This is a genomic window from Leuconostoc litchii, assembly GCF_008107645.1.
GTDB lineage: Bacteria > Bacillota > Bacilli > Lactobacillales > Lactobacillaceae > Leuconostoc > Leuconostoc litchii.
In genome coordinates this window covers 208,959-228,971 of sequence record NZ_SDGY01000001.1, presented here as the reverse complement: position 1 = coordinate 228,971, position 20,013 = coordinate 208,959, and the positions used below count along the sequence as shown (strand labels likewise).

General features: G+C 33.7%; 19 protein-coding genes, 2 tRNA genes and 1 other annotated feature. Of the genes, 9 read left to right on the top strand and 12 right to left on the bottom strand.

Annotated features, from left to right (window positions below):
• Positions 1-17 precede the first annotated feature (17 nt).
• Positions 18-3,113, bottom strand: a complete 3,096-nt coding sequence (locus ESZ47_RS01090; protein ID WP_148603986.1) for a beta-galactosidase — start codon at positions 3,111-3,113, stop codon at positions 18-20.
• A gap of 200 nt (positions 3,114-3,313) precedes the next feature.
• Between ESZ47_RS01090 and ESZ47_RS01085 the strand changes: the two genes are divergently transcribed.
• Positions 3,314-4,669 (top strand): threonine/serine exporter family protein, encoded by a 1,356-nt coding sequence (locus ESZ47_RS01085; RefSeq protein ID WP_148603984.1) that lies wholly within the window; start codon positions 3,314-3,316, stop codon positions 4,667-4,669.
• An 85-nt stretch (positions 4,670-4,754) separates the two neighbouring features.
• On the opposite strand, the gene ESZ47_RS01080 is transcribed toward ESZ47_RS01085, so the two are convergent.
• Positions 4,755-5,699 (bottom strand): NAD(P)-dependent oxidoreductase, encoded by a 945-nt coding sequence (locus ESZ47_RS01080; protein WP_148603982.1) that lies wholly within the window; start codon positions 5,697-5,699, stop codon positions 4,755-4,757.
• A gap of 218 nt (positions 5,700-5,917) precedes the next feature.
• Here ESZ47_RS01080 and ESZ47_RS01075 point away from each other — a divergent pair, with 218 nt between their 5' ends.
• The gene (locus tag ESZ47_RS01075) at positions 5,918-6,961 is read left to right on the top strand and encodes a branched-chain amino acid aminotransferase (RefSeq protein ID WP_148603980.1); all 1,044 of its coding nucleotides are present in this window, start codon (positions 5,918-5,920) and stop codon (positions 6,959-6,961) included.
• A 122-nt stretch (positions 6,962-7,083) separates the two neighbouring features.
• A tRNA-Glu gene (locus ESZ47_RS01070) sits at positions 7,084-7,155 on the top strand.
• Positions 7,156-7,233: 78 nt separating this feature from the next.
• Here the strand turns inward: ESZ47_RS01070 and ESZ47_RS01065 are convergent.
• From ESZ47_RS01065 to ESZ47_RS01035, 7 genes are all read right to left on the bottom strand, one after another.
• On the bottom strand, positions 7,234-7,734 hold the full coding sequence (locus ESZ47_RS01065; protein ID WP_148603978.1) for a YutD family protein: 501 nt from the start codon (positions 7,732-7,734) through the stop codon (positions 7,234-7,236).
• Between the two features lie 2 nt (positions 7,735-7,736).
• Positions 7,737-9,080: a bifunctional metallophosphatase/5'-nucleotidase gene (locus tag ESZ47_RS01060; RefSeq protein ID WP_148605693.1), complete on the bottom strand. Its 1,344-nt coding sequence runs from the start codon at positions 9,078-9,080 to the stop codon at positions 7,737-7,739.
• A gap of 82 nt (positions 9,081-9,162) precedes the next feature.
• Positions 9,163-9,609 (bottom strand): hypothetical protein, encoded by a 447-nt coding sequence (locus ESZ47_RS01055; protein WP_148603976.1) that lies wholly within the window; start codon positions 9,607-9,609, stop codon positions 9,163-9,165.
• Position 9,610: 1 nt separating this feature from the next.
• Complete coding sequence (locus tag ESZ47_RS01050; RefSeq protein ID WP_148603975.1) at positions 9,611-10,705, bottom strand: M24 family metallopeptidase; 1,095 nt, start codon at positions 10,703-10,705, stop codon at positions 9,611-9,613.
• A 115-nt stretch (positions 10,706-10,820) separates the two neighbouring features.
• Positions 10,821-11,138, bottom strand: coding sequence for a 50S ribosomal protein L27 (rpmA, locus tag ESZ47_RS01045; protein WP_148603973.1), 318 nt, complete (start codon positions 11,136-11,138; stop codon positions 10,821-10,823).
• Between the two features lie 28 nt (positions 11,139-11,166).
• On the bottom strand, positions 11,167-11,466 hold the full coding sequence (rplU, locus tag ESZ47_RS01040) for a 50S ribosomal protein L21 (RefSeq protein WP_002814842.1): 300 nt from the start codon (positions 11,464-11,466) through the stop codon (positions 11,167-11,169).
• Positions 11,467-11,477: 11 nt separating this feature from the next.
• Positions 11,478-11,561, bottom strand: a sequence feature (ribosomal protein L21 leader region).
• A gap of 65 nt (positions 11,562-11,626) precedes the next feature.
• Positions 11,627-12,202, bottom strand: a complete 576-nt coding sequence (locus ESZ47_RS01035; RefSeq protein ID WP_148603971.1) for a TetR/AcrR family transcriptional regulator — start codon at positions 12,200-12,202, stop codon at positions 11,627-11,629.
• Between the two features lie 541 nt (positions 12,203-12,743).
• On the opposite strand from ESZ47_RS01035, the gene ESZ47_RS01030 reads away from it, so the two are divergent.
• A complete protein-coding gene (locus ESZ47_RS01030; protein ID WP_161595273.1) occupies positions 12,744-14,390 on the top strand; it encodes a glycosyltransferase family protein in 1,647 nt (548 codons plus the stop codon).
• A gap of 64 nt (positions 14,391-14,454) precedes the next feature.
• On the opposite strand, the gene ESZ47_RS01025 is transcribed toward ESZ47_RS01030, so the two are convergent.
• The gene (locus ESZ47_RS01025; RefSeq protein ID WP_148603966.1) at positions 14,455-14,841 is read right to left on the bottom strand and encodes a DUF805 domain-containing protein; all 387 of its coding nucleotides are present in this window, start codon (positions 14,839-14,841) and stop codon (positions 14,455-14,457) included.
• Between the two features lie 147 nt (positions 14,842-14,988).
• Between ESZ47_RS01025 and ESZ47_RS01020 the strand changes: the two genes are divergently transcribed.
• From ESZ47_RS01020 to ESZ47_RS01010, 3 genes are all read left to right on the top strand, one after another.
• Positions 14,989-15,690: a potassium channel family protein gene (locus ESZ47_RS01020; RefSeq protein WP_148603964.1), complete on the top strand. Its 702-nt coding sequence runs from the start codon at positions 14,989-14,991 to the stop codon at positions 15,688-15,690.
• A 275-nt stretch (positions 15,691-15,965) separates the two neighbouring features.
• On the top strand, positions 15,966-16,412 hold the full coding sequence (locus ESZ47_RS01015; protein WP_148603962.1) for a DUF2798 domain-containing protein: 447 nt from the start codon (positions 15,966-15,968) through the stop codon (positions 16,410-16,412).
• An 873-nt stretch (positions 16,413-17,285) separates the two neighbouring features.
• Entirely contained in the window at positions 17,286-17,525 is a 240-nt protein-coding gene (locus tag ESZ47_RS01010; protein WP_148603961.1) for a hypothetical protein, read from the top strand.
• Positions 17,526-17,720: 195 nt separating this feature from the next.
• Here ESZ47_RS01010 and ESZ47_RS01005 read toward each other — a convergent pair whose 3' ends face one another.
• Positions 17,721-18,041 (bottom strand): hypothetical protein, encoded by a 321-nt coding sequence (locus ESZ47_RS01005; RefSeq protein ID WP_148603959.1) that lies wholly within the window; start codon positions 18,039-18,041, stop codon positions 17,721-17,723.
• 232 nt (positions 18,042-18,273) lie between these two features.
• A tRNA-Arg gene (locus tag ESZ47_RS01000) sits at positions 18,274-18,347 on the bottom strand.
• Positions 18,348-18,448: 101 nt separating this feature from the next.
• Between ESZ47_RS01000 and ESZ47_RS00995 the strand changes: the two genes are divergently transcribed.
• A complete protein-coding gene (locus tag ESZ47_RS00995) occupies positions 18,449-18,967 on the top strand; it encodes a molecular chaperone (RefSeq protein WP_148603957.1) in 519 nt (172 codons plus the stop codon).
• A gap of 91 nt (positions 18,968-19,058) precedes the next feature.
• Positions 19,059-19,952 (top strand): EamA family transporter RarD, encoded by an 894-nt coding sequence (gene rarD / locus ESZ47_RS00990; protein ID WP_148603955.1) that lies wholly within the window; start codon positions 19,059-19,061, stop codon positions 19,950-19,952.
• Positions 19,953-20,013: the final 61 nt, after the last annotated feature.

Here is a 20,013-nt window from a genome sequence, read left to right as displayed (position 1 = left end):
TCCTTTTTAACTATTATTTATTGCACATCTGACCATGAAAAACTGTAATGATAATATTCAGAAGATAACAGATATTCAGCTGCTACACTTGGTGACCAAGAATCATCCCCACCAACACCCATATGAAAGCCGTCAATATTAAGCCACAAACCTTTTTCAGGTTTTAATAAGTGTCGATGAGTAACTTTTTCTAACTGCTTTTGACTAAAAGCACCCACATTGAATGAAAAACGTTGACCAAGAGCTTTTATTAAATTATCGCCAAATTGCAAAGATTTGACTTCTGTACGCAAACCATTTTCACTAGGAAAAATATACGGTGTATAAAGCTCGTCCAATGTGCTTTGCCATTTACCATACATAGCTGCTGACTTTCTATCAGGATAATTTTCCATAGGTCCTAACCCGTTATAAATGATTGAATCAGATTCCATTTCAATTTGTGCGTTTAACCCAATACGTGCTGGTTGCGGATCGCTGATCTGACGCCAAACACCCACATCTACTATCAAATTACCTGCGGTATCAATGATATATTTTTTATTAGATATGAACATAATATGCTTATCGATAGGTGATAAAAACTCATGTTGTGTACGAATCTGTATTTGGTTATTATTATTTGACCAATTAAACATAACCAACTTTTCATTAAGCTCATTCATGCCCACAGCTTGCCATCTTTCAAACCAAGCATTTGGATCTATATTTTTCACTTCACTTACACCTATATCGTTATCCAAGGCAGCTCTACTAAAATGATCTTTTAAGGGTGTAATTATTTTCTCTTTATTGTTTGATACCCAACTAGACAAAAAACCAGTTACCTTATTGAAACGCCATGTTGTATGATTTAACGAAACGGATAAATTATCTACCACGTCACTGACAGAAAGACTGCTAAACTTTTTCTCATTGGGTAAGCTATCTAAAGTAAATGGTTTATTTTTTAACACGAATTGATAGTGGGCCAACAAAGTTTGAGCACGTATAATGCCATCATCACTATCTTGAACAATTTTACAATTTACATACAGATCATCATGTTTACAAGCAGGAATACTTAATGGTACTTTCATTTCCTCTTGAGGCGCTAAATTTAATTTTATCCGGTCAGTTATGATGACTTGATCATTGACCAAAACTTGATAACTTAATGTTGCATCATCAACTGTCTTAAACAAATGTTTACTGGATAAGGTCATATATTCGACATGACCTACCGGTGTTTTTTTTAAGCTAAATCCAAAATACTGTTGACAAAATTTTGCTTCCAGCAATGCAGGTTTAGGTGTCCGGTCTGGGAACAATAGGCCGTCCAAACTAAATTGGCGATCATTCGGTTGATCCCCAAAATCGCCACCATATGCATAATATTCTTGCCCCTCGTTATTTTTTGTTAATAATCCTTGATCTACCCAATCCCAAATAAAACCGCCTTGTAATCTAGGATATTTTTCAAACGCCTGCCAATAAGCTTTAAATCCACCTAAACTATTACCCATACTATGCGCATATTCGCATAATATGAGTGGACGATGTTCATTGGGTAAGCTAATCCACTTTTTAATCGACCACTTTGAATTTACTGCTTCAACTTGATCCTGTTCTACACGTGCATACATTGGCACAATAATATCAGTTACAGGCGTATCAGCACCACCGCCTTCATACTGAACTGGTCGAGAATGATCAAATTGTTTCACCCATTGATACATTGCATCATGATTATGACCATATCCCGATTCATTTCCTAATGACCAAATAATAATAGAGGGATGATTAAAATCACGTTGTACCATACGTGTTACGCGTTCAATCATTAATGGTAAATATTTCGGATCATTTGTTAAAAGATTCATCGGTTTCACACCGTGTGTTTCAATATTTGCTTCGTCTACTAAATATAATCCATATTGATCACATAAATCATACCATTTCGAAGTATTAGGATAATGAGATAAACGAACAGCGTTAAAATTATGCTCTTTCATCATTCTAATGTCTTCAATCATGGTTTTTTCGTCCATATAATAACCCGTTTCAGCTTTAAATTCGTGTTTATTTACCCCTCTAATTAGTAATGGCTGGTTGTTTAAAGTGAGTAGACCGTCTTTGATTTCTATTTTTCTTATACCAACTTTTTTCTTTTCAATTTGATAAATATTTGTCTGATTATGTAATGTCAATTTAATATCGTACAAATCTGGTATTTCAGCGGACCACAGTTTTGGATTTTTAACTCTTAATTGCAAGGTCACTTCCAGGTCATTTCTTCCTCGCTCATCAATAATTAAGTTGCCAAACTTCTCTGTAACTATTGCAATACGTTGCTCTTGATAAAATAACTCAGCAGTGAGTACTGTATCTTTGCCTGGCTCTTGAGCTATTTGAGCATGAATATCAATGGTCGCGTCATCTAAATCTTCATCCAAATTGGTTTGAATCGTAAAATCATTTAATCTCATTTTAGGTACGCACAACAAATCGACATCACGAAAAATACCTGACATCCGCCACATATCTTGGTCTTCAAAATAACTTGCTTTACTCCATTTAAGTACTAATACTGCTATACGATTTTCACCAGGGTGCAACGCTTTAGTGATATCAAATTCTGCGGGTAGTCGGCTATCTTCTGAGTAACCAATCCATTCACCATTGACCCAAATGTAAAACGCAGAACTTACTCCGTTAAAGACAATGTGCGTCTCTGTACTTTGATTAAACCATTCATTCTCAATGTTTACCGTTTTAGTATAGGCACCCACTGAATTTTTTCGTGGAACAAATGGCGGATTAATTGGAAATGGATAAGTCACATTTGTATACACCGGTACATCATAATTACCTTGAAGTTGCCAATTACCTGGGACCTGAATTTTTGAAGCATTTACTAAATCACTTTTCTGCCACTGCTCGTTAATTAACGATACATCTTTAAAATAACTGAACTGCCAAGTTCCGTTGAGACTTTTTTTTAGTTGTTGAGTCTCTTTCCCATCGTATTCAAACATATATGTCATTTCCGTGTGTAACGGTAACCGATGAAAGTTGGTTACAATCGGGTTTTCCCAATCACGACGAGATAATATTTCTTTTATAGTTGTCATATTCATTCCTCGAGATTTTTGTTCCAAATTATACACACATCTTATCATCGATACTCCGTTATGTAAACGCTTTCTTTTTAAAAAACACAGGTCTACTAGTCACCAATAGTACTAAATAACTTGAATACAACCATAACTGCAACTATAATGAAGAAATCAGGAGTATTATTTAAAATATACTACTTCATTTGGAGGACACGATGGACAAAAATAGGAATGAAAATATCTTTAAATCAATGCCTCTATCTCTACACCATCATATGACTATTCCCTGGGACAGTTTGATTAAAAGCGAAGATATACCAGCAAGCAAAGCAAGTCTAACAGAACGTGCATCAATTGTTGGTCGCATTGGAATTTTGATGCTATCATGTGGTACCGGTGCTTGGCGCGTACGAGAGGCAATGGACAAAGTAGCCCTAAAACTAAATTTGACTTGTTCCGCTGATATTGGCCTCATTTCGTTAGAATATACCTGTTTTAGTAATAACCAGAGCTATACTCAAGTTCTTTCACTACCCAACACGGGCGTAAATACAGATAAACTAAATATTTTAGAACATTTTGTTAATAATATTCATAATGAATTTTCCTCACTAACGATTAGTCAGATTCATCAAAAAATTGATGCTATTCAAAACCATCCAAGGCGATATACTCCTGTAATTTTAGGGTTAGCTGCTGCTATGGCCTGCAGTGGATTCATTTTTTTACTTGGGGGTGGGATTCCAGAAATGATTTGTTCATTTATTGGCGCCGGCATTGGAAATTATGTGCGTTCAATTTTAGGTAAACATGCTATAACGACTATTGTAGGTGTTGCAATCAGTGTGGCCATCGCCTGTGTCACTTATATGTTTGCGTTTAAAATATTTGAATCATATTTTAATATACTTGCACAACATGAAGCAGGATATATTGGTGCCATGCTCTTTGTCATTCCTGGTTTTCCCTTCATCACCAGTATGTTAGATATTTCGAAGTTAGATATACGGTCTGGCTTAGAAAGATTAACTTATGCCGTGATGATTACCTTAATTGCTACTTTAGTTGGTTGGCTAGTGGCTTCTATTGTCCATTTTCGGCCAGAGAATTTCTTACCACTTAGTTTATCACCATTACTTCTCATGATTCTTAGAATTCCTGCCAGTTTCTGTGGCGTATTTGGATTCTCAATTATGTTTAATAGTTCCAAAAAGATGGCAGCTGTTTCTGGTTGCATCGGTGCAATCGCTAATACATTAAGATTGGAACTAGTTGATTTAACTACTATTCCACCTGCAGCTGCAGCTTTTCTAGCTGCCCTTGTTGCTGGCTTAGTGGCTTCTATGGTTAATCGTTATAATGGATATCCTAGGATTTCATTGACCGTTCCTTCTATTGTTATTATGGTTCCTGGTTTATATATTTATCGTGCAGTTTACAATATTGGTACTAATCAAATTGGAGCTGGTGCCTTATGGATGACCAAAGCAGCCTTAATTATTATGTTTTTGCCGCTCGGATTGTTTGTAGCACGTGCCATACTTGATAAAGATTGGCGACATTTTGACTAACAAAATTTAACTTAATGTATTAAAAAAGCACTGACATAAAAATCACTGCTTTTTTAATATCTTATACTCTCAAATATTATAACAATTAGTACCCTTTACTGAGGTTAACAACATTTTGTACAAATGTGCCATTAAACATAAATGATGGTACATTTTTTTCAAACAAACGAAACAAGCCACCCATTCTACCAGCATTCTTCTGTTCACCCCAACTCGTATGCTGTGTTAATAAAATTTGTGGTCGTTCAAACAAAGGATGATTTTTAGGCAAAGGTTCAGGTGTTGTGACGTCCAGTGCGGCATATTTAACACGAGAATCATCAATGGCTGCAAGTAAATGTTCTTGATTCAAAGTTGTTCCGCGCCCAATATTGATAAATAAAAATAGTTGATTAAATTGTTGAAAAAAATGCTCATCAAAAAAGTTTTCTGTGTCTTTTGTCCCTGGTAAACCATCAACAACCACTTGCGCCTTAGCTAATGCTTCTTGGTAGTCAAAAATTGGATATATTGCATCAAATCCTGGTACTGGACGACCGCTAGTATTTACACCATATACGATTCCCCCCAAGGCTTTCACAGCTTGGGCAATTTGTTGTCCAATATGACCAGTACCAAATACTAAAACTGGAAGCTCACTCATTAAATACTGATTTGTAAAAGGTTCCCAATGATGACGAGTGGTATAAACGTTCAAACCACGAGCAAAATAAAGTATATATCCTAGAACAGTCTGTGAAATAGGCACAGCTTTGAGGCCACTCGCATTAGTAACCGTAATATTACGTTCTTGGAGTTTTTGCAAAGGCAGGTAATCTACACCTGCAGATTGTGCCTGGATCCATTTCAATTTTGATTTTGGGTTAGCAAGGATCTTTTGCCCAAGTTCATTATCCCAAGCATAGCTGATTAAAACTTCTGGTATCTGTTCTTCAGTGATTGTATCTGGTGTAACAACATTAATATCATATTTAGAAAGAAATTCACGATTTTCTTCTGTGATTGCTTTTACTGCTAATAATAACACCATTCTAATTTATCTCCCATAATTCTTGATTAATTACTGATATCATAAATAAGTTAAGTGATACCACTCAATGTCTTAATTTATAAGACTACCTTCTATTTATAATTATACGAAATTTTAAAAAAATTAGCATTAAAAAGATTTATCGTTAGCTATTGCACAATTATCTTCTAAGCGTTATAGTAGTTTTATCATATTTTTCTAAGAAAGAAGGACGTATTATGTCAGAACAGCGAAAGGCTAAAGCTGAAGACTTTGATTGGAACAACTTAGGTTTTGCGTATCATGACCTACCATATCGTTTTCGTGCCTATTATAAAGATGGTAAATGGAGCGAAGGTGGTCTCGAAACAGACTCAAATATTTCAGTTAATGAAGCAGCAACAGGACTACATTATGGTCAAACAATTTTTGAAGGATTGAAAGTTTATCGCCGTGCAGATGGCGGTGCTAACATTTTCCGACCCGATCGTAATGCAAAACGTCTACAAAATTCAGCCGCTCGTTTGATGATGGCTCCAGTACCCGAAGAACTTTTTGTGCGTGCTCTAAAAGAAGTCACAAAAGCCAATCAAGACTTTATCCCACCATATGGCACCGGTGCAACGTTGTATCTACGTCCATTCGAATTTGGTGGCGGTCCCGTTGTTGGTGTTCATCCAGCAGATAACTATGTATTTGAAGTTTATGCAACACCCGTCGGTGCATATTACAAAGGTGGCTTGACACCAACCGCATACGTTACCAATCATTATGATCGTGCAGCACATGGTGGCACTGGTGCAGCAAAAACTGGTGGTAACTATGGTGCCTCAATGATTGCTGGTGATGAAGCACACTCTGCTGGCTATTCAGATGTTGTTTATTTGGATCCACGTCTACACGAAAATATTGAAGAATTAGGATCAGCAAACTTCTTTGGTATCACAAAAGACGGCCGTTTTTTGACACCAAAGTCACCTTCTATCTTGCCTTCTGTTACGAAATATTCGTTGCTCGCAGTAGCAAAGGAACTCGGATTACAAGCTGAAGAAACTACTATTTCAATCAACGACCTTGACCAATTCTCTGAAGCTGGTGCCATGGGAACTGCTGCAGTAATTTCTCCTGTTGGTTCTATTACACATAATGGCAATAAGCATGTTTTTTATTCAGAAACAGAAGTGGGTCCTTGGACACAAAAGCTATATGATCGTTTAACAGCTATTCAGTACGGTGATCAAGAAGGTCCTGAAGGATGGGCAGTCGACGTACCTCTTGACTAAGTAATATATTCAGAACGTCTTAATGACGTTTTTTATTTTGTCTCTAAAAACTATTGACAACATCCAAAATTCTTGGTATTCTATTATAGTTGTTTGATTCAAGAAAACAACAAATTGATCATGGCTCGTTGGTCAAGTGGTTAAGACGCCGCCCTTTCACGGCAGAATCGAGAGTTCGATTCTCTCACGAGCTATAAAGAAGTTACAATTAAGTTTGTAGCTTTTTTTATTTAAAATAAATCATATTAAAAAATAAGAGCCAGATTTGGCTCTTATTTTTGTTTAATAACAAATGTCTTTTTTCGTTTCTGTTTTACCGTAGCAGCCTTAGCTCTTGTCTCTTTTTGATGAGTGTTTGGCTTACGACGTTTGTTTTTATTTTTGCTTTTCAAGCGGTGCTCTGTGTCCCCAACAACACGTGGATTAACATTTTCTAAGACAAAATATGGTGCTCCAAAGTTAACATATTCGTATAAATAATCCTGCAAAGATTGGATTTTATCTTGGTTATTTACGGATTTGTCATTATTGTAAAAACCTTTCAAACGCAATTGGTCCGCCGAAATGTCACCCACAATGTAATCATATTGCGCTAACAAAGGTGTGTAACGAATGGCCAATTTTTCGACGTCAAATGCATCTTTAAAATTTTCAACAATCTCTAATGTTAACCTATCAATTTCAACTTCGTTACCTAGTTTTTTAACCTCATAAGTGCTTTTTCGTTCCTCTTGTTGCTTAAGAGTACGCTCTTTTAATGTTTCGTGATCCATTTTTAGTTATCCTTATATTTATTAGTATAATAATTGGCCATTAGTTCACGCAAAATTAGATTAAGCTCTATTTTCACTGGCGCTTGGGCAATATCTGGAAAAAAGGGAATCCACTTATAATGATCTAGTGTAGCTATTTTATACAACTTGTTTTCTTCTATTATCTTTCCATTATACAAAATTTGACCATCTTTTTGACGATCGATACCATCAAAACGCATATAACCAAATATTTTACCGCGAAAGCCACTACCTTTCATAGGATAATCAGACAAATACGTTATTTGGTCTTCGATACTATTTAACAAAGAAATGATTTTATGCCCACTTAAGGTAAGTAGCATAGGATTAATAGAATGTGGCATACTTTCAAGCAACTCATATCGACTTAATTTCCCTTTTGGTAAGCTTTCGCTAAACATACCTGTAGAAATCATTGCAGCAGGTACCCCGTAATATTGCTTTAACGCACGCAAACTATCATAAACTTGTTCATCCACTGTAATTTCGCGTGGTAAAGTGCCTATATACTGTCTTTCAAGTAGTGCCTTCCCCTCTGTGACCCAACTACGAATTTGTTTATAATCATCATCTTGTTCAGATAACATATAGATAGGCGTAGTTGTCGCTGATTTATCGACTATTTTGTGATCTTTGATTGTTAATTTGATATCACCGATATTTTCACCGTAGCGCCCTGCAGCTGCTAATAGTGTTTTATTAATCATCTTTCCTTGCGGCAATAAATGATGGGTATGAGCACCCATGATAACATCTACATCGTATGTTTCAGCAATCCGCTCATCGGTAGGTAAACCTAAATGGGACAGTACTAAAATGACATCTACTTGGCTACGCAAAATTGGTAAATACTTCTCTAATGTTTTGTCAACAGCAATCGGCTGCCACCCAAGTGCTGGATAAGTTAGTTGATACGGTGCAGTTAATCCAATAACACCTATTTTTGTACCATCATTTGCTACTATTATTTTATAGTTCTTAGCCCATTGTGGTTGCGTACTATTTGGTAATTCTTTCAAATTAGCTAACAAAACGTCAAAATTAGCATCATCATACAAGTGATTCATAGCACGATGTGAAAACACAAGGCCTTCATTGTTGCCGATTGTCACACCATCATAATGTACACGGTTCATAAGCATCACATTACTTGTTCCTAGCGTTGCTTCCGTCAATGGATGCAGTCTATCTATCGCATCCCCAATATCAAAAGTTAATGACTCGTCATATTCAGCCTGTTTTTCTAATAAATAACGCGAAATACGTGGCCAATTTTCAAAATGTGAGTGGATATCGTTTGTATGTAATAAGTGAATTATCCCCATTTGTTGCCTCTCTAGCATTTCAAATAATTTATATTCTAATTCTACACCTAACCATTTAAAAAGACGCCAAAAGACGTCTTTTTTATTTACCAAATCGATATAGGAAATCACTAAAATCATTTAAATTAGCTGGAAAAGCATTTAATCCCCAGATTAACTTTTCTTGATTATTCGGTTCTTTCCATCGAACACCCCACTCGTCATTTTTACTAGGGTCGTCATGAGCCGGACCTCGATATTCATCTAACCAAGTTTTGATATAAGCTATTGATTCTTCTGAAAAATGATCCCAAACCTTTGTCATATCAACCCAATCTTCACGGTAACGCCAGTTAAAAGGTTCTCCTTTATCATTTAAATGTGGATTATAAAACATAAAATCCTTATCTAAAATATCTTTGGCTTCTTGTGCCTTATACTCACTTTTCCAAAAAGCACGACCATCTTGACGTTTAACATAAACGTAATCAAAACCTTCCACTAGGTTACCGCGGTAAAACACCAAAAAATCTAGTCGCTCTTGTCCCATATTAATCCCCAATAATAATTAATTCCTTAGTTAATGTTGCGGTTAAATTTTCATAACCATCGGCTGTCACAATGACATCATCTTCAATACGAACCCCACCTTGGTTAGGAATATATATTCCGGGCTCAATAGTTAGTAAATGACCAGCCTGCATTTCATCACTCGAACGGGGACTGATTGATGGTCCTTCATGAATATCTAAACCAACCCCGTGTCCACCACCGTGATTGTATTGTTCACCGTAACCATGGTCAATGATATAATCTCGTGCAACTTTGTCAATTTCACTACCTGAGATTCCCGGCTTAACAACAGCAACTGCATTCTCATTAGCTTGCTTAACAACAGCATATATATTTTTCAACTCATCATTAATATCACCAACAGCAATTGTACGTGTAACATCAGAAGTATAATCATCCACATAGTAGCCAAAGTCAATTGTCACTAATTCACCACTTTGAATGACTTTTTCAGTTGCTTCTCCATGGGGCAAAGCTGATCGATAACCAGAAGCCACTATTGTGTCAAATGATGCTTTTTGGGCACCATATAATTTTTGGAGTCTATCTAATTCATTAGCTACTTCTTGTTCTGTTTTACCTGGCTTAATAAAAGGTAACAAATCTTGAAACGCTTTTATTGAGGCTTCAGCAGCTTTTCGTAAAGCTTTTAATTCTTTTTCATCTTTTACTTCACGTAATGTTTCGATGGCTTTTGGTAACGCATCAAAATCAATATCAGCTGGTAACATTTCATCAAAATAATCATAAATATCATAAGGCATATCAGCTTCAAAGGCTAATTTTTTTATGCCAAATTCCTCTGCCGTTTTCACTGCAACACCATAGTAATCACGTGTGATTTCGATTCCAACACCTTCAGGTAATCTATTTTTATAATCTTCTTCATATCGAGCATCAGTAATTAAACGAACTTGTTCACGGCCCACAACAACAACACCATCACCAGTTCCACCATCAAAACCAGTTAAATATTTTGTATTAAAGCCCTGATAGACAATCATACCGTCCAAATTAAGCTTTTTCAACAATTTTTGCAGCTTACTTATACGCGCCTCATAATATTTAGACATATAATTCCTCTTTCTTGTAACTAATTTAATTATAACATCTGTTACAATAATATTTTGTAAGTAAAAAGACTAGCATATTATGAACATAATACGCTAGTCTTTTAATAACCACTACTTACTTCGCAGCAGCAATAATTTCATTGTATTGTTCACGTGTGTAAACAGATACTTGGCGCTTTTCGCGACCTTTACGTTCAAATTTAACAACACCGTCAGTCAAAGCAAACAATGTGTCATCTCCACCCTTTTTAACGTTTACGCCTGGATAGATGTGTGTACCACGTTGGCGGTAAATGATTGAACCAGCAGTAAGGTCTTGTCCGTCAGCAACTTTAGTTCCTAAACGACGACCAGCTGAATCACGACCGTTGGCTGAAGATCCGCCACCTTTGTGGTGCGCGAACATTTGTAAGTTTTCTTGATTCATCAACATAAGTCTATTTCTCCTTTACAAGTAATGATTACGCGATTGAATCAATCTTCACGCGTGTATATGGTTGGCGGTGGCCTTGCTTAGTATGTGAATGCTTCTTAGCACGGTACTTGAAAGTAATAACTTTCTTTTGCTTACCTTGCTTTTCCACAGTACCTTCGACCTTTGCACCTTCAACGAATGGTGTACCAATCTTTGAATCCGTCAATACAACTTGATCAAAAGTAACCTTTTCACCTGCTTCTGCATCTAACTTTTCAACGAAGATTGTGTCACCTTCAGCGACTTTATATTGTTTGCCGCCAGTTACAATAATTGCGTATGCCATTATTGGTTTCTCCTTATACTTAGACTCACCATCCCAGGCGGTCGGGCCCTTGTCCCGAACATGCTTTGACCTGTTCTGAGTGGTTGTAGCTATGCTAACAACCGTTTAATTATACCAATACTACCTATTAAAGTCAATGTTTCTACAATACGCCTAGCATTTAAATTTCATCAGTACTGAAGTCAAATAAATTCAACCCATTATTAGCCACTGTATTAGTATTTAATCGCCACAACTCAGTGAATTCTTCAAATAAAGCTACTTGAGAAATATTCATGTTATCAGCTAGCCATTTTGCCATAATTGCCCAGAAACCAGCATTAATTACTTCCCATTGGTATTGCTGTGCCCTTCTCTCTTCATCGCTTAAATCGTTTGTATGTGTTGCCATTTGCGTACGTAATCGACTATACAGCGTATCGCTAAATGATTTATCGATATCATGATTCAAAACCGCATTATAAAAAGCAGCTTGTTTACTAACCGTATTAATCATATCTGTGATTTTAAAAGTCTCTTGTGTATGTTCTAGCAGATCATTAATTAAAGCATCATTAATTTCTGAAATCAGATGCTCTTTGTTACGATAATATTTGTAAAAAGTGCCTCGTGTTATGTTAGCACGTGATAATAACATTGTGATAGAAAAATCCGGCTGAGTCGATAGCAATAAAATTGTTTCAGTTTGAATAATATATTTTGTACGTATAACACGTGCATCCGTTTTATTTGACATAGTTCTACTCCTGATTAAATATAATATGAGAAGCCATACTTTATGTGGCAAATATAAAAATTAAGTGCTGATATATTAACCTATCAGATACTATATTAGTTCATTACTGTAGTAATAATAACATAAAGATATTAAATTAAATAAAAATTTTAGTACACTGAAGTATCAATATTAGTCCCGCTCAACAAAAAAACACCTAAACGGTGTTTTTACCATCATCGTGTACCAAAAATATTGATACACGATATGCCCAATATGTATGGTGATCCCCCAATAATGAAATAAAATAAGATCTTATGAAATAAAAAATGAAGTAATGAAAAGATCACCGTAAAATTATCATAACACTATTTTCTCTGAATATCACAACAATGTAATTCAATTATTTTGAAAGCACACCCTAGACTAATAAAAAATAAACACAAATATTAAAATCATGGCTAGTTTTTACCTAATTATTTTAAAATTCTTAATAACAAGGTTAAAATTGTAGTATACTTGCTAAGTATGTGCAATTTTTAATGAAAGTCGAAGTTATAAAATGAAAAAAATAAATTCTAATTACGTTATATTCATAATCATGGTATTAATGAGTGTTATTTATTGTTTGCCTATGTTCCGAATGAATGGATTAAGAGCTTTCAATAATCAAGACATGATGTTTCATCTATCACGAGCGATTGGACTAAGTAATGTACTATCTTCTCCTGTTAATTTTAATAATTTCGCTCATCATGGCACAATGATTAATCCATTTTATCCATGGCTTTTTTTAGCCCCTATGTACATTGTTTTTAAAATTACCCATAGCATAATCGTAGGCTATAAAATTTACTTTTTGTTTGTAACTCTAATGACTATGCTCATTAGTTATTTTTCAGTTTATAAAATCAATAAACATAAAATAAGCGCTCTATGCTTTGCCATTACTTACTCCTTTTCATTATATCGAACGGATGACGTTTATTATAGATCCTCAGTTGGTGAAGCAGTAGCAATGGCATTCTTACCCTTGATGCTGCTTGGTATATACTATGTCATATTTGACGACTATAAGAAATGGTATTGGCTATCTTTTGGTATGTCTGCTTTATTGTATACACATCTTCTTTCAACAGTTATCGCAACGCTGTTGCTAACAGTAACACTGGTATGCAGTATAGCTAAAAGCAATAATATTTTGAAACGTTTAGTTGCTTTGATATTCGCTGGACTATCTTCATTTTTACTTAGCTTAGCATTTATTGTCCCGTTTATTACATATTCACTGGAAAATAATTTAAGCACACCACCTGTTTTTAAATTACAGGGATTTGATTTTGGTTCAATGTTAGTAGATTCGTTAAACAATCATATACAACATACTAATTTGGGGGCTCTGGTTATATTAACTCTGTGCTTAACAGGCATAATGTTTATAAATGGTAACTTCAAAGCAACAAAATTCGAAAAATATACTTTGTATTATGGCACTGTTTTATTATTATGCAGTTCTTCATTGTTTCCTTGGCATTTATTTAATAATACTCCCTTCGCACAAATACAATTTATATGGCGTTTAAATGCATTTTCGACTGCATTGATACTAATGGCGTTCAGTCTATTCACCCTACCAAAATTGCGTATTAAAAATAGTTATTATGTTGTAGCATTATTGGCCATTACATGTTTACATCTTTCTGCTGTGCATGACATGTATAATGATCCTCAAAAAACTTATAATCAACTTGAAGGAGATCGTTACACAAATAAATTAGCAGCTAATTATTTTCATACAGATTACACACCTATATCTGCTGCTGAACACGCAGACCTTCTATCCCAAAGTATTAATAGTTTAAATAAAAATGTTGTTGCTCAAGTAAAAATTGGAGAAAATAATTATACGATCAAAATCAACAATAAAAACGAGAAAGACTATGACTTATCAGTACCTGTTTATTATTATCCAAACCAACGAGTAGTAGTCAATCATAACCTCTCTAAAAGTAGTGCAAATAATACCGGCACAACGTTGATCACTATACCAAAAGGAATATCACAAATATCAATAAGTTATCAGTATTCACTTTCGGATAAAATAGCATTATTTATTTCCTTAATATCTCTGATTTTACTGATAATTTATATATTATATAGAAATAAATTTAACAACACTTCCGATTTTTATAAAAAGTTTCTTTCATAAACGATTCAGTGATAAAGAATTTAATAAATAAAAAAAACACCCTAAAATTGCTTCAGGGCGTTTTTTATTCAACATATGATTGGTTTTTTGTCCAACGTGATTCCGGTGTTGTTGGTAATAGCATTAACACAAAAAACCAAATCGTTCCAATAATTGGTACAAATTGTATCAAAATCCATCCTGCACTACGATTGGTATCATGCAATCTACGTACCTTTAGCGTAATTGTTGCAATCCAGATTAAAAATGCGATTAATTTAGCGACTGTATTAGTCGACAAATCACTAAAATTATAAATTTCCTCAATTGAGTGACCTTGTAGTTTTTCAACCAAATTCATTAATATGCCACCCAAAATCCAATTCAAAATCACAGGTACCCAGTACTGTGTACGCGTAGCGGTAGCATTCCAAACAAACATCTTTGACCAAAATTCATGATAAGATTTCATATTATTTCCCCCTTGTAACGTATTTACATATTAATATAACATAGTTGTTATATTATTTCCTTGCTAATGCTATATTAAATGTTTAAGTGTACTAGAATAAACTCACGTGCCTAATATCCACGTTAAAAGATTTAGTGAATAAATTTAATGAAAAAAATATACTACCCCGTTGTTCTTATTCTTTCAATTACATCTATTACCTTGGCTTTATTAGATATATCAAATGTGATTAATATCAATTTATATCCATATAATTATATGGATAAGTTGATATTACTATTCTTCTGGATTGATTATTTATCTAGACTATATATATCAAAAGACAAGAAAAATTTTTTCAAACACAATATTTTCGATTTACTTGCAATTATTCCGTTTGATTCAATATTTTATTTATTCCGAGTATTAAAAGTGTTGCGGGTTATTAAATTACTACGCCTAATTAGAATTATTGGTTTTACTGCTAAAATACAAAAAAATATCAAACGTTTCTTTAATACAAATGGATTTATGTATTTAATAATTACCGCAGTTGTCCTAATATTAGTTGGGGCTGAAATGTATTCCGTTGCTGAAAATGTCAGCTATATGAATTCATTATGGTGGGCCATAGCCACCACAACTACTGTTGGATATGGCGATATATCACCACATACAGAAATTGGCAGATTTATAGCTGTTGTCTTGATGATATTAGGTATTGGTCTAATAGGTAGTGTCACAAGCACTGTAACTGCGTTCTTTGTTGATGAGAAATCTGAAAAAGAAAATGATTTGTTAAAAACTGAATTACAAGATATCAAACAAGAATTAAAAGAAATAACAAAAGAACTATCAAAAAGAAAATAAAATGAATCTTAATAAGTGTAGTTGTACTAATGAGGTTATTCTTAATTGCTCTAATAGAATTATTGAAATTTACATTTTGTTTTGTATAATGATTTTCGATAAACATACGTCAGAAGCTAATCACATTCACAATTTGTTTTGCGAAAAAATATGACATATCAAAGATTAAATCGCTGTAATGATTAAACTATCCAATATTTTTTATGTAATGACATTGTAACTTATGAAAATTTTTTATTTATGCTATATTAAAAATCAGAAAAAGGAGTAAAGTTGTGCCAAAAAATTTAAAAGAAGAACTCATATTTACACTAGTCTTAGCAGGATTAATGGTTTTCGGAATGACATCCTATAACGTCGTATTATCCCAAGGCTTTTCCTTAAACTCAATTAACGAAATATTTACAGGATATCCTTTAGGTTTGTTCGTAGCTCTTTTGTGCGATTTCGTTATTGTTGGTCCAATCGCTAAAAAAATAGCTTTTAGGATGTTGATTCCGAAGTACATGAAAAAGACCGCTACAAAAATCGCGCTAACTATTTCCTTATTGATGGTTGCAGGTATGGTTAGTTGCATGTCCTTGTTTGGTGTCTTAATCAATAATCAAAATTTATTATCTTATCCTACTACTTGGATATTAAATATTATTGTGGCCTTGCCCCTACAACTTTTAATTGTTGGTCCTATATCGAGATTTGTGTTGTCATCTATTCAATCATAAGTAATAAATAAAAGCCCTTCGATAAAAAATCGTCTGGCTTTTATTTTTCAGCTAACATTGACTAATTAGCTAACACATTAAATCTTTACATAATAAGCAGATAGAAATAAAGATTCTAGCATGTCAACTAATTACAATTACTATAATTATATGGGTATTTTAACCAATAAGTGCACCACAAATGCTAACAGAAAACGATACTATTCGCAAGGATCAGAGCCACACTTACACCTGTTGCTTTCTTAGTGTATTTTATTAATTTAGCATTTATTTTTTTTAGAGTATCTTTAATACACAATATAACGTGTTATTCTTTTTTTTAAGCGTTTTGCCGTCATGTTTATAAATTCACTTCCATGTCATTAGACAAACACTCATTTCCTAAAAAACAATCCCCTCTTCCCTTTACAATATATTTTTTATATAGTACACTTGTGAATATAATCATTTAATTTTCATGAAAATAATGATACTTTTTCATGAAAAATAGTAATTAATATTGCTTTTAAAAACGCCGTAATTATGATTGCGAGACTTGTTTTTTCACTACTAGTAGCAACCAACCTTACTAGTGTTTATAGTGATGCAACTGAACAACAGTTTCCAAACTTACAAAATAACAAGTAAGAACTACCACCTTATCTATCACAGATCAGGAAAAGTTTGTCGATCATGTCATCATGATAGTTGATAATTAGTTCGAATTAATAGAAACTGTTGTTAGTGCTGATACATAGTATTTCGATGATGTTGCATAAAATTTGAATTATTGCAGATCTACCCATATGCAAAATAGAATCTGTTTGAATATATCATATTGATTGAATTATATTTTCAGCACGCTTTAATAATATTTTTTGGGAGATAACTAAAATGGCTAATAATACTAATTTACTGTTACTACTTATTTGTACTATGGCTTTTACCAGTACAGAAAAGTATAAAAATTCTAAATTTTATGGTTATATTTTACCATATCGTGGGATTGTATTGATCACAGTAGGTATCTGTATTGCGATATATGCTGTCTTAAATATGCCTATATTTCCTGCTTTGGTAATCCCAATAGTATTTATACTACTTGGTGTAATTGACTTTATTAAAACACAATAAACAAAAAGACGTTATCAATTAAGATGAGGTCTTTTTGTTTATTGTCTTTTATTAATTTTCCAAGTAACGTACTCGCCAATGTTTCAACTACCATACCATGTTTTTCATCAAATCAAAAACGTCCAGTCTGCGTATTTGTTTTAGATTCTCAGATATTTAGTTATTTTTCAAGTATATTTGTTACACCGCTGGCTTTTAAATTAATACTGGCATCAACAGCAAAACGAACTGCACTATACAAAATATTTGAAAAACTTTTTGAACAATTTTTCTTTCAAGTGATTGTTTGAAAAATACACCTTTTCTCACTACGCTAACATAAGCCAAAATTTCAAGTGAAAACAAAATTATTATTGTAAAAAACCATTTGTAAATATTTCTTTGACAAACTCGATTCATTACTTTTCTTGGATTAATTTTGCTTTTCCTAAGCTTAACTACTAACAAAGAAAATGTTTTTGCACTGTATAATAATATACCTTCAATAAACAATGCCACTAAAGTATTTGTTAACATTTATTTCTCATTTCATAAAATAATTATTTGGATAACTAGCGCCGTTACTTCTTTCTAACTAATATTTTATTATCCTAGTTAGTAATTTGTAGCAAATTGTAGTAAAAAAATACGATTTTAAACAATCTTCAACGATTTAGAAAGAATAACAAGACACCTCACAAACGCGTACGTATCAATATATAATCAAACAAAAACCGTTTTATCAACATTTGTGATAAAACGGTATAAATGCGCTGAGGGGGAGTCGAACCCTCGACCTGCCGGGTAGAAACCGGCTGCTCTATCCAGCTGAGCTACCAGCGCGTACTATAATATAATAACATTTTATTACATTTGATGAAAGTGTTTTTTTAAAATTTAATTTGATTTATACTAATAGTAATACAATATTGGGAGAAGACCACATGAGAAAAGCATTTATTGCCCTAGGTGTTATTATTGCAGCGTTACTCATTACTTTTGTAACCTTTAATCAGCAGCCAAAATACGCTGATGTTTCAATGCCAAAAGCTGATTATACTCATTTACAAGAGTCACGAACGAATATTAAAAGCTTAATCGACGACCTAAGTAAGTTTAACTACAAAAATAGCAATACTATGTCTGCTATTGAAAAAGACGCCAAGACAATCGCTAAAGAAAACAGCAAAGATTTGAGTAGTTCAGATGCGCAGGCACTACGTGATGCATTATATGGGCAAAATGGTATTATTACAATTGTCAAAGCTGCACAAACTGGTAAATATAATATCGATGCGAGTGTGGCTTCACGGTTCCATACAGGATTTGATACGATTATTACAATGTCAGTTAACGCAATTAATAAAAGTTCAGCACAACGTGCAAATATTGTTACACAAATGAAGAAAGATTTAAATATTGAAGAAGCAATATATCAAATTGGTGCCAAGCACGAAGAATAAAAAGATCTCAATGAGATCTTTTTATTTTCTTTTTTTCTATGTGAGATGGTATGATAGTAGTTATATTTCAGTTTAGGGATGGTATCTCATTATGGAAAATAGACGTTTAGGCATTACCTCAGGGTTCGCAGCATATGTCATGTGGGGATTACTGGGCGTGTTCTGGGAGTTGCTTAGTGTTGTTCCAGCAATGGATACATTAGCCTATCGAATTGTATGGTCACTTGTAACAATCAGTGTTGTACTGACTATTCAAAAAAATTGGATCGAGGTTTGGCACACCGTTGTTACCTTAATTAACAATCATAAAATAGGCTGGATTATCTTAAGTGCTTTTCTGATTTCAATCAACTGGTATTTATATATTAATATGGTAACCCATCAGCAAGCAACCGAAGCAAGCCTTTCTTACTACATAATGCCACTCATGAATGTTGCTGTAGCAGTAATTTTTTTGCATGAAAAGCTTTCACGCTCTAAAATAATCGCCCTAATTCTTGTGATCATTGGTGTAATCATTTTAACTGTTCAAACTGGATCATTACCATTCAACACTTTATTAATGGCTGCTTCATTTTGTTTTTATGGATTAATCAAAAAGCAAGTACCTTTACCAGCAACGATTTCATTAACGTTGGAAACAGTGACTGTTACACCTATTGCGTTGATATATTTGCTTTTATCACCACATGTTATGAATCAAGACGGGATAAAAATTACCTTGCTATTAATTATGAGCGGTATCCTAACAGTTATCCCTTTGTTACTATTTGCTGTGGCTAATAAAAATACCGATTTCATTACACTTAGTTTTATTCAGTATCTCAACCCCACGATTCAACTACTTATGGCGGTGTTTGTATTACATGAAGCATTTAATTGGCATAAAGTCATTGTTTTTGCATTCATATGGTCTGGTATACTTGTATTTATTTTTGGTAGTCTCAGTAACTATCAAAAATTAAAAAAAACAACCACATTATAAAAACATCAAAGTATCAACGATGATTGATACTTTGATGTTTTTTATTTCTTAGCTAAACTAG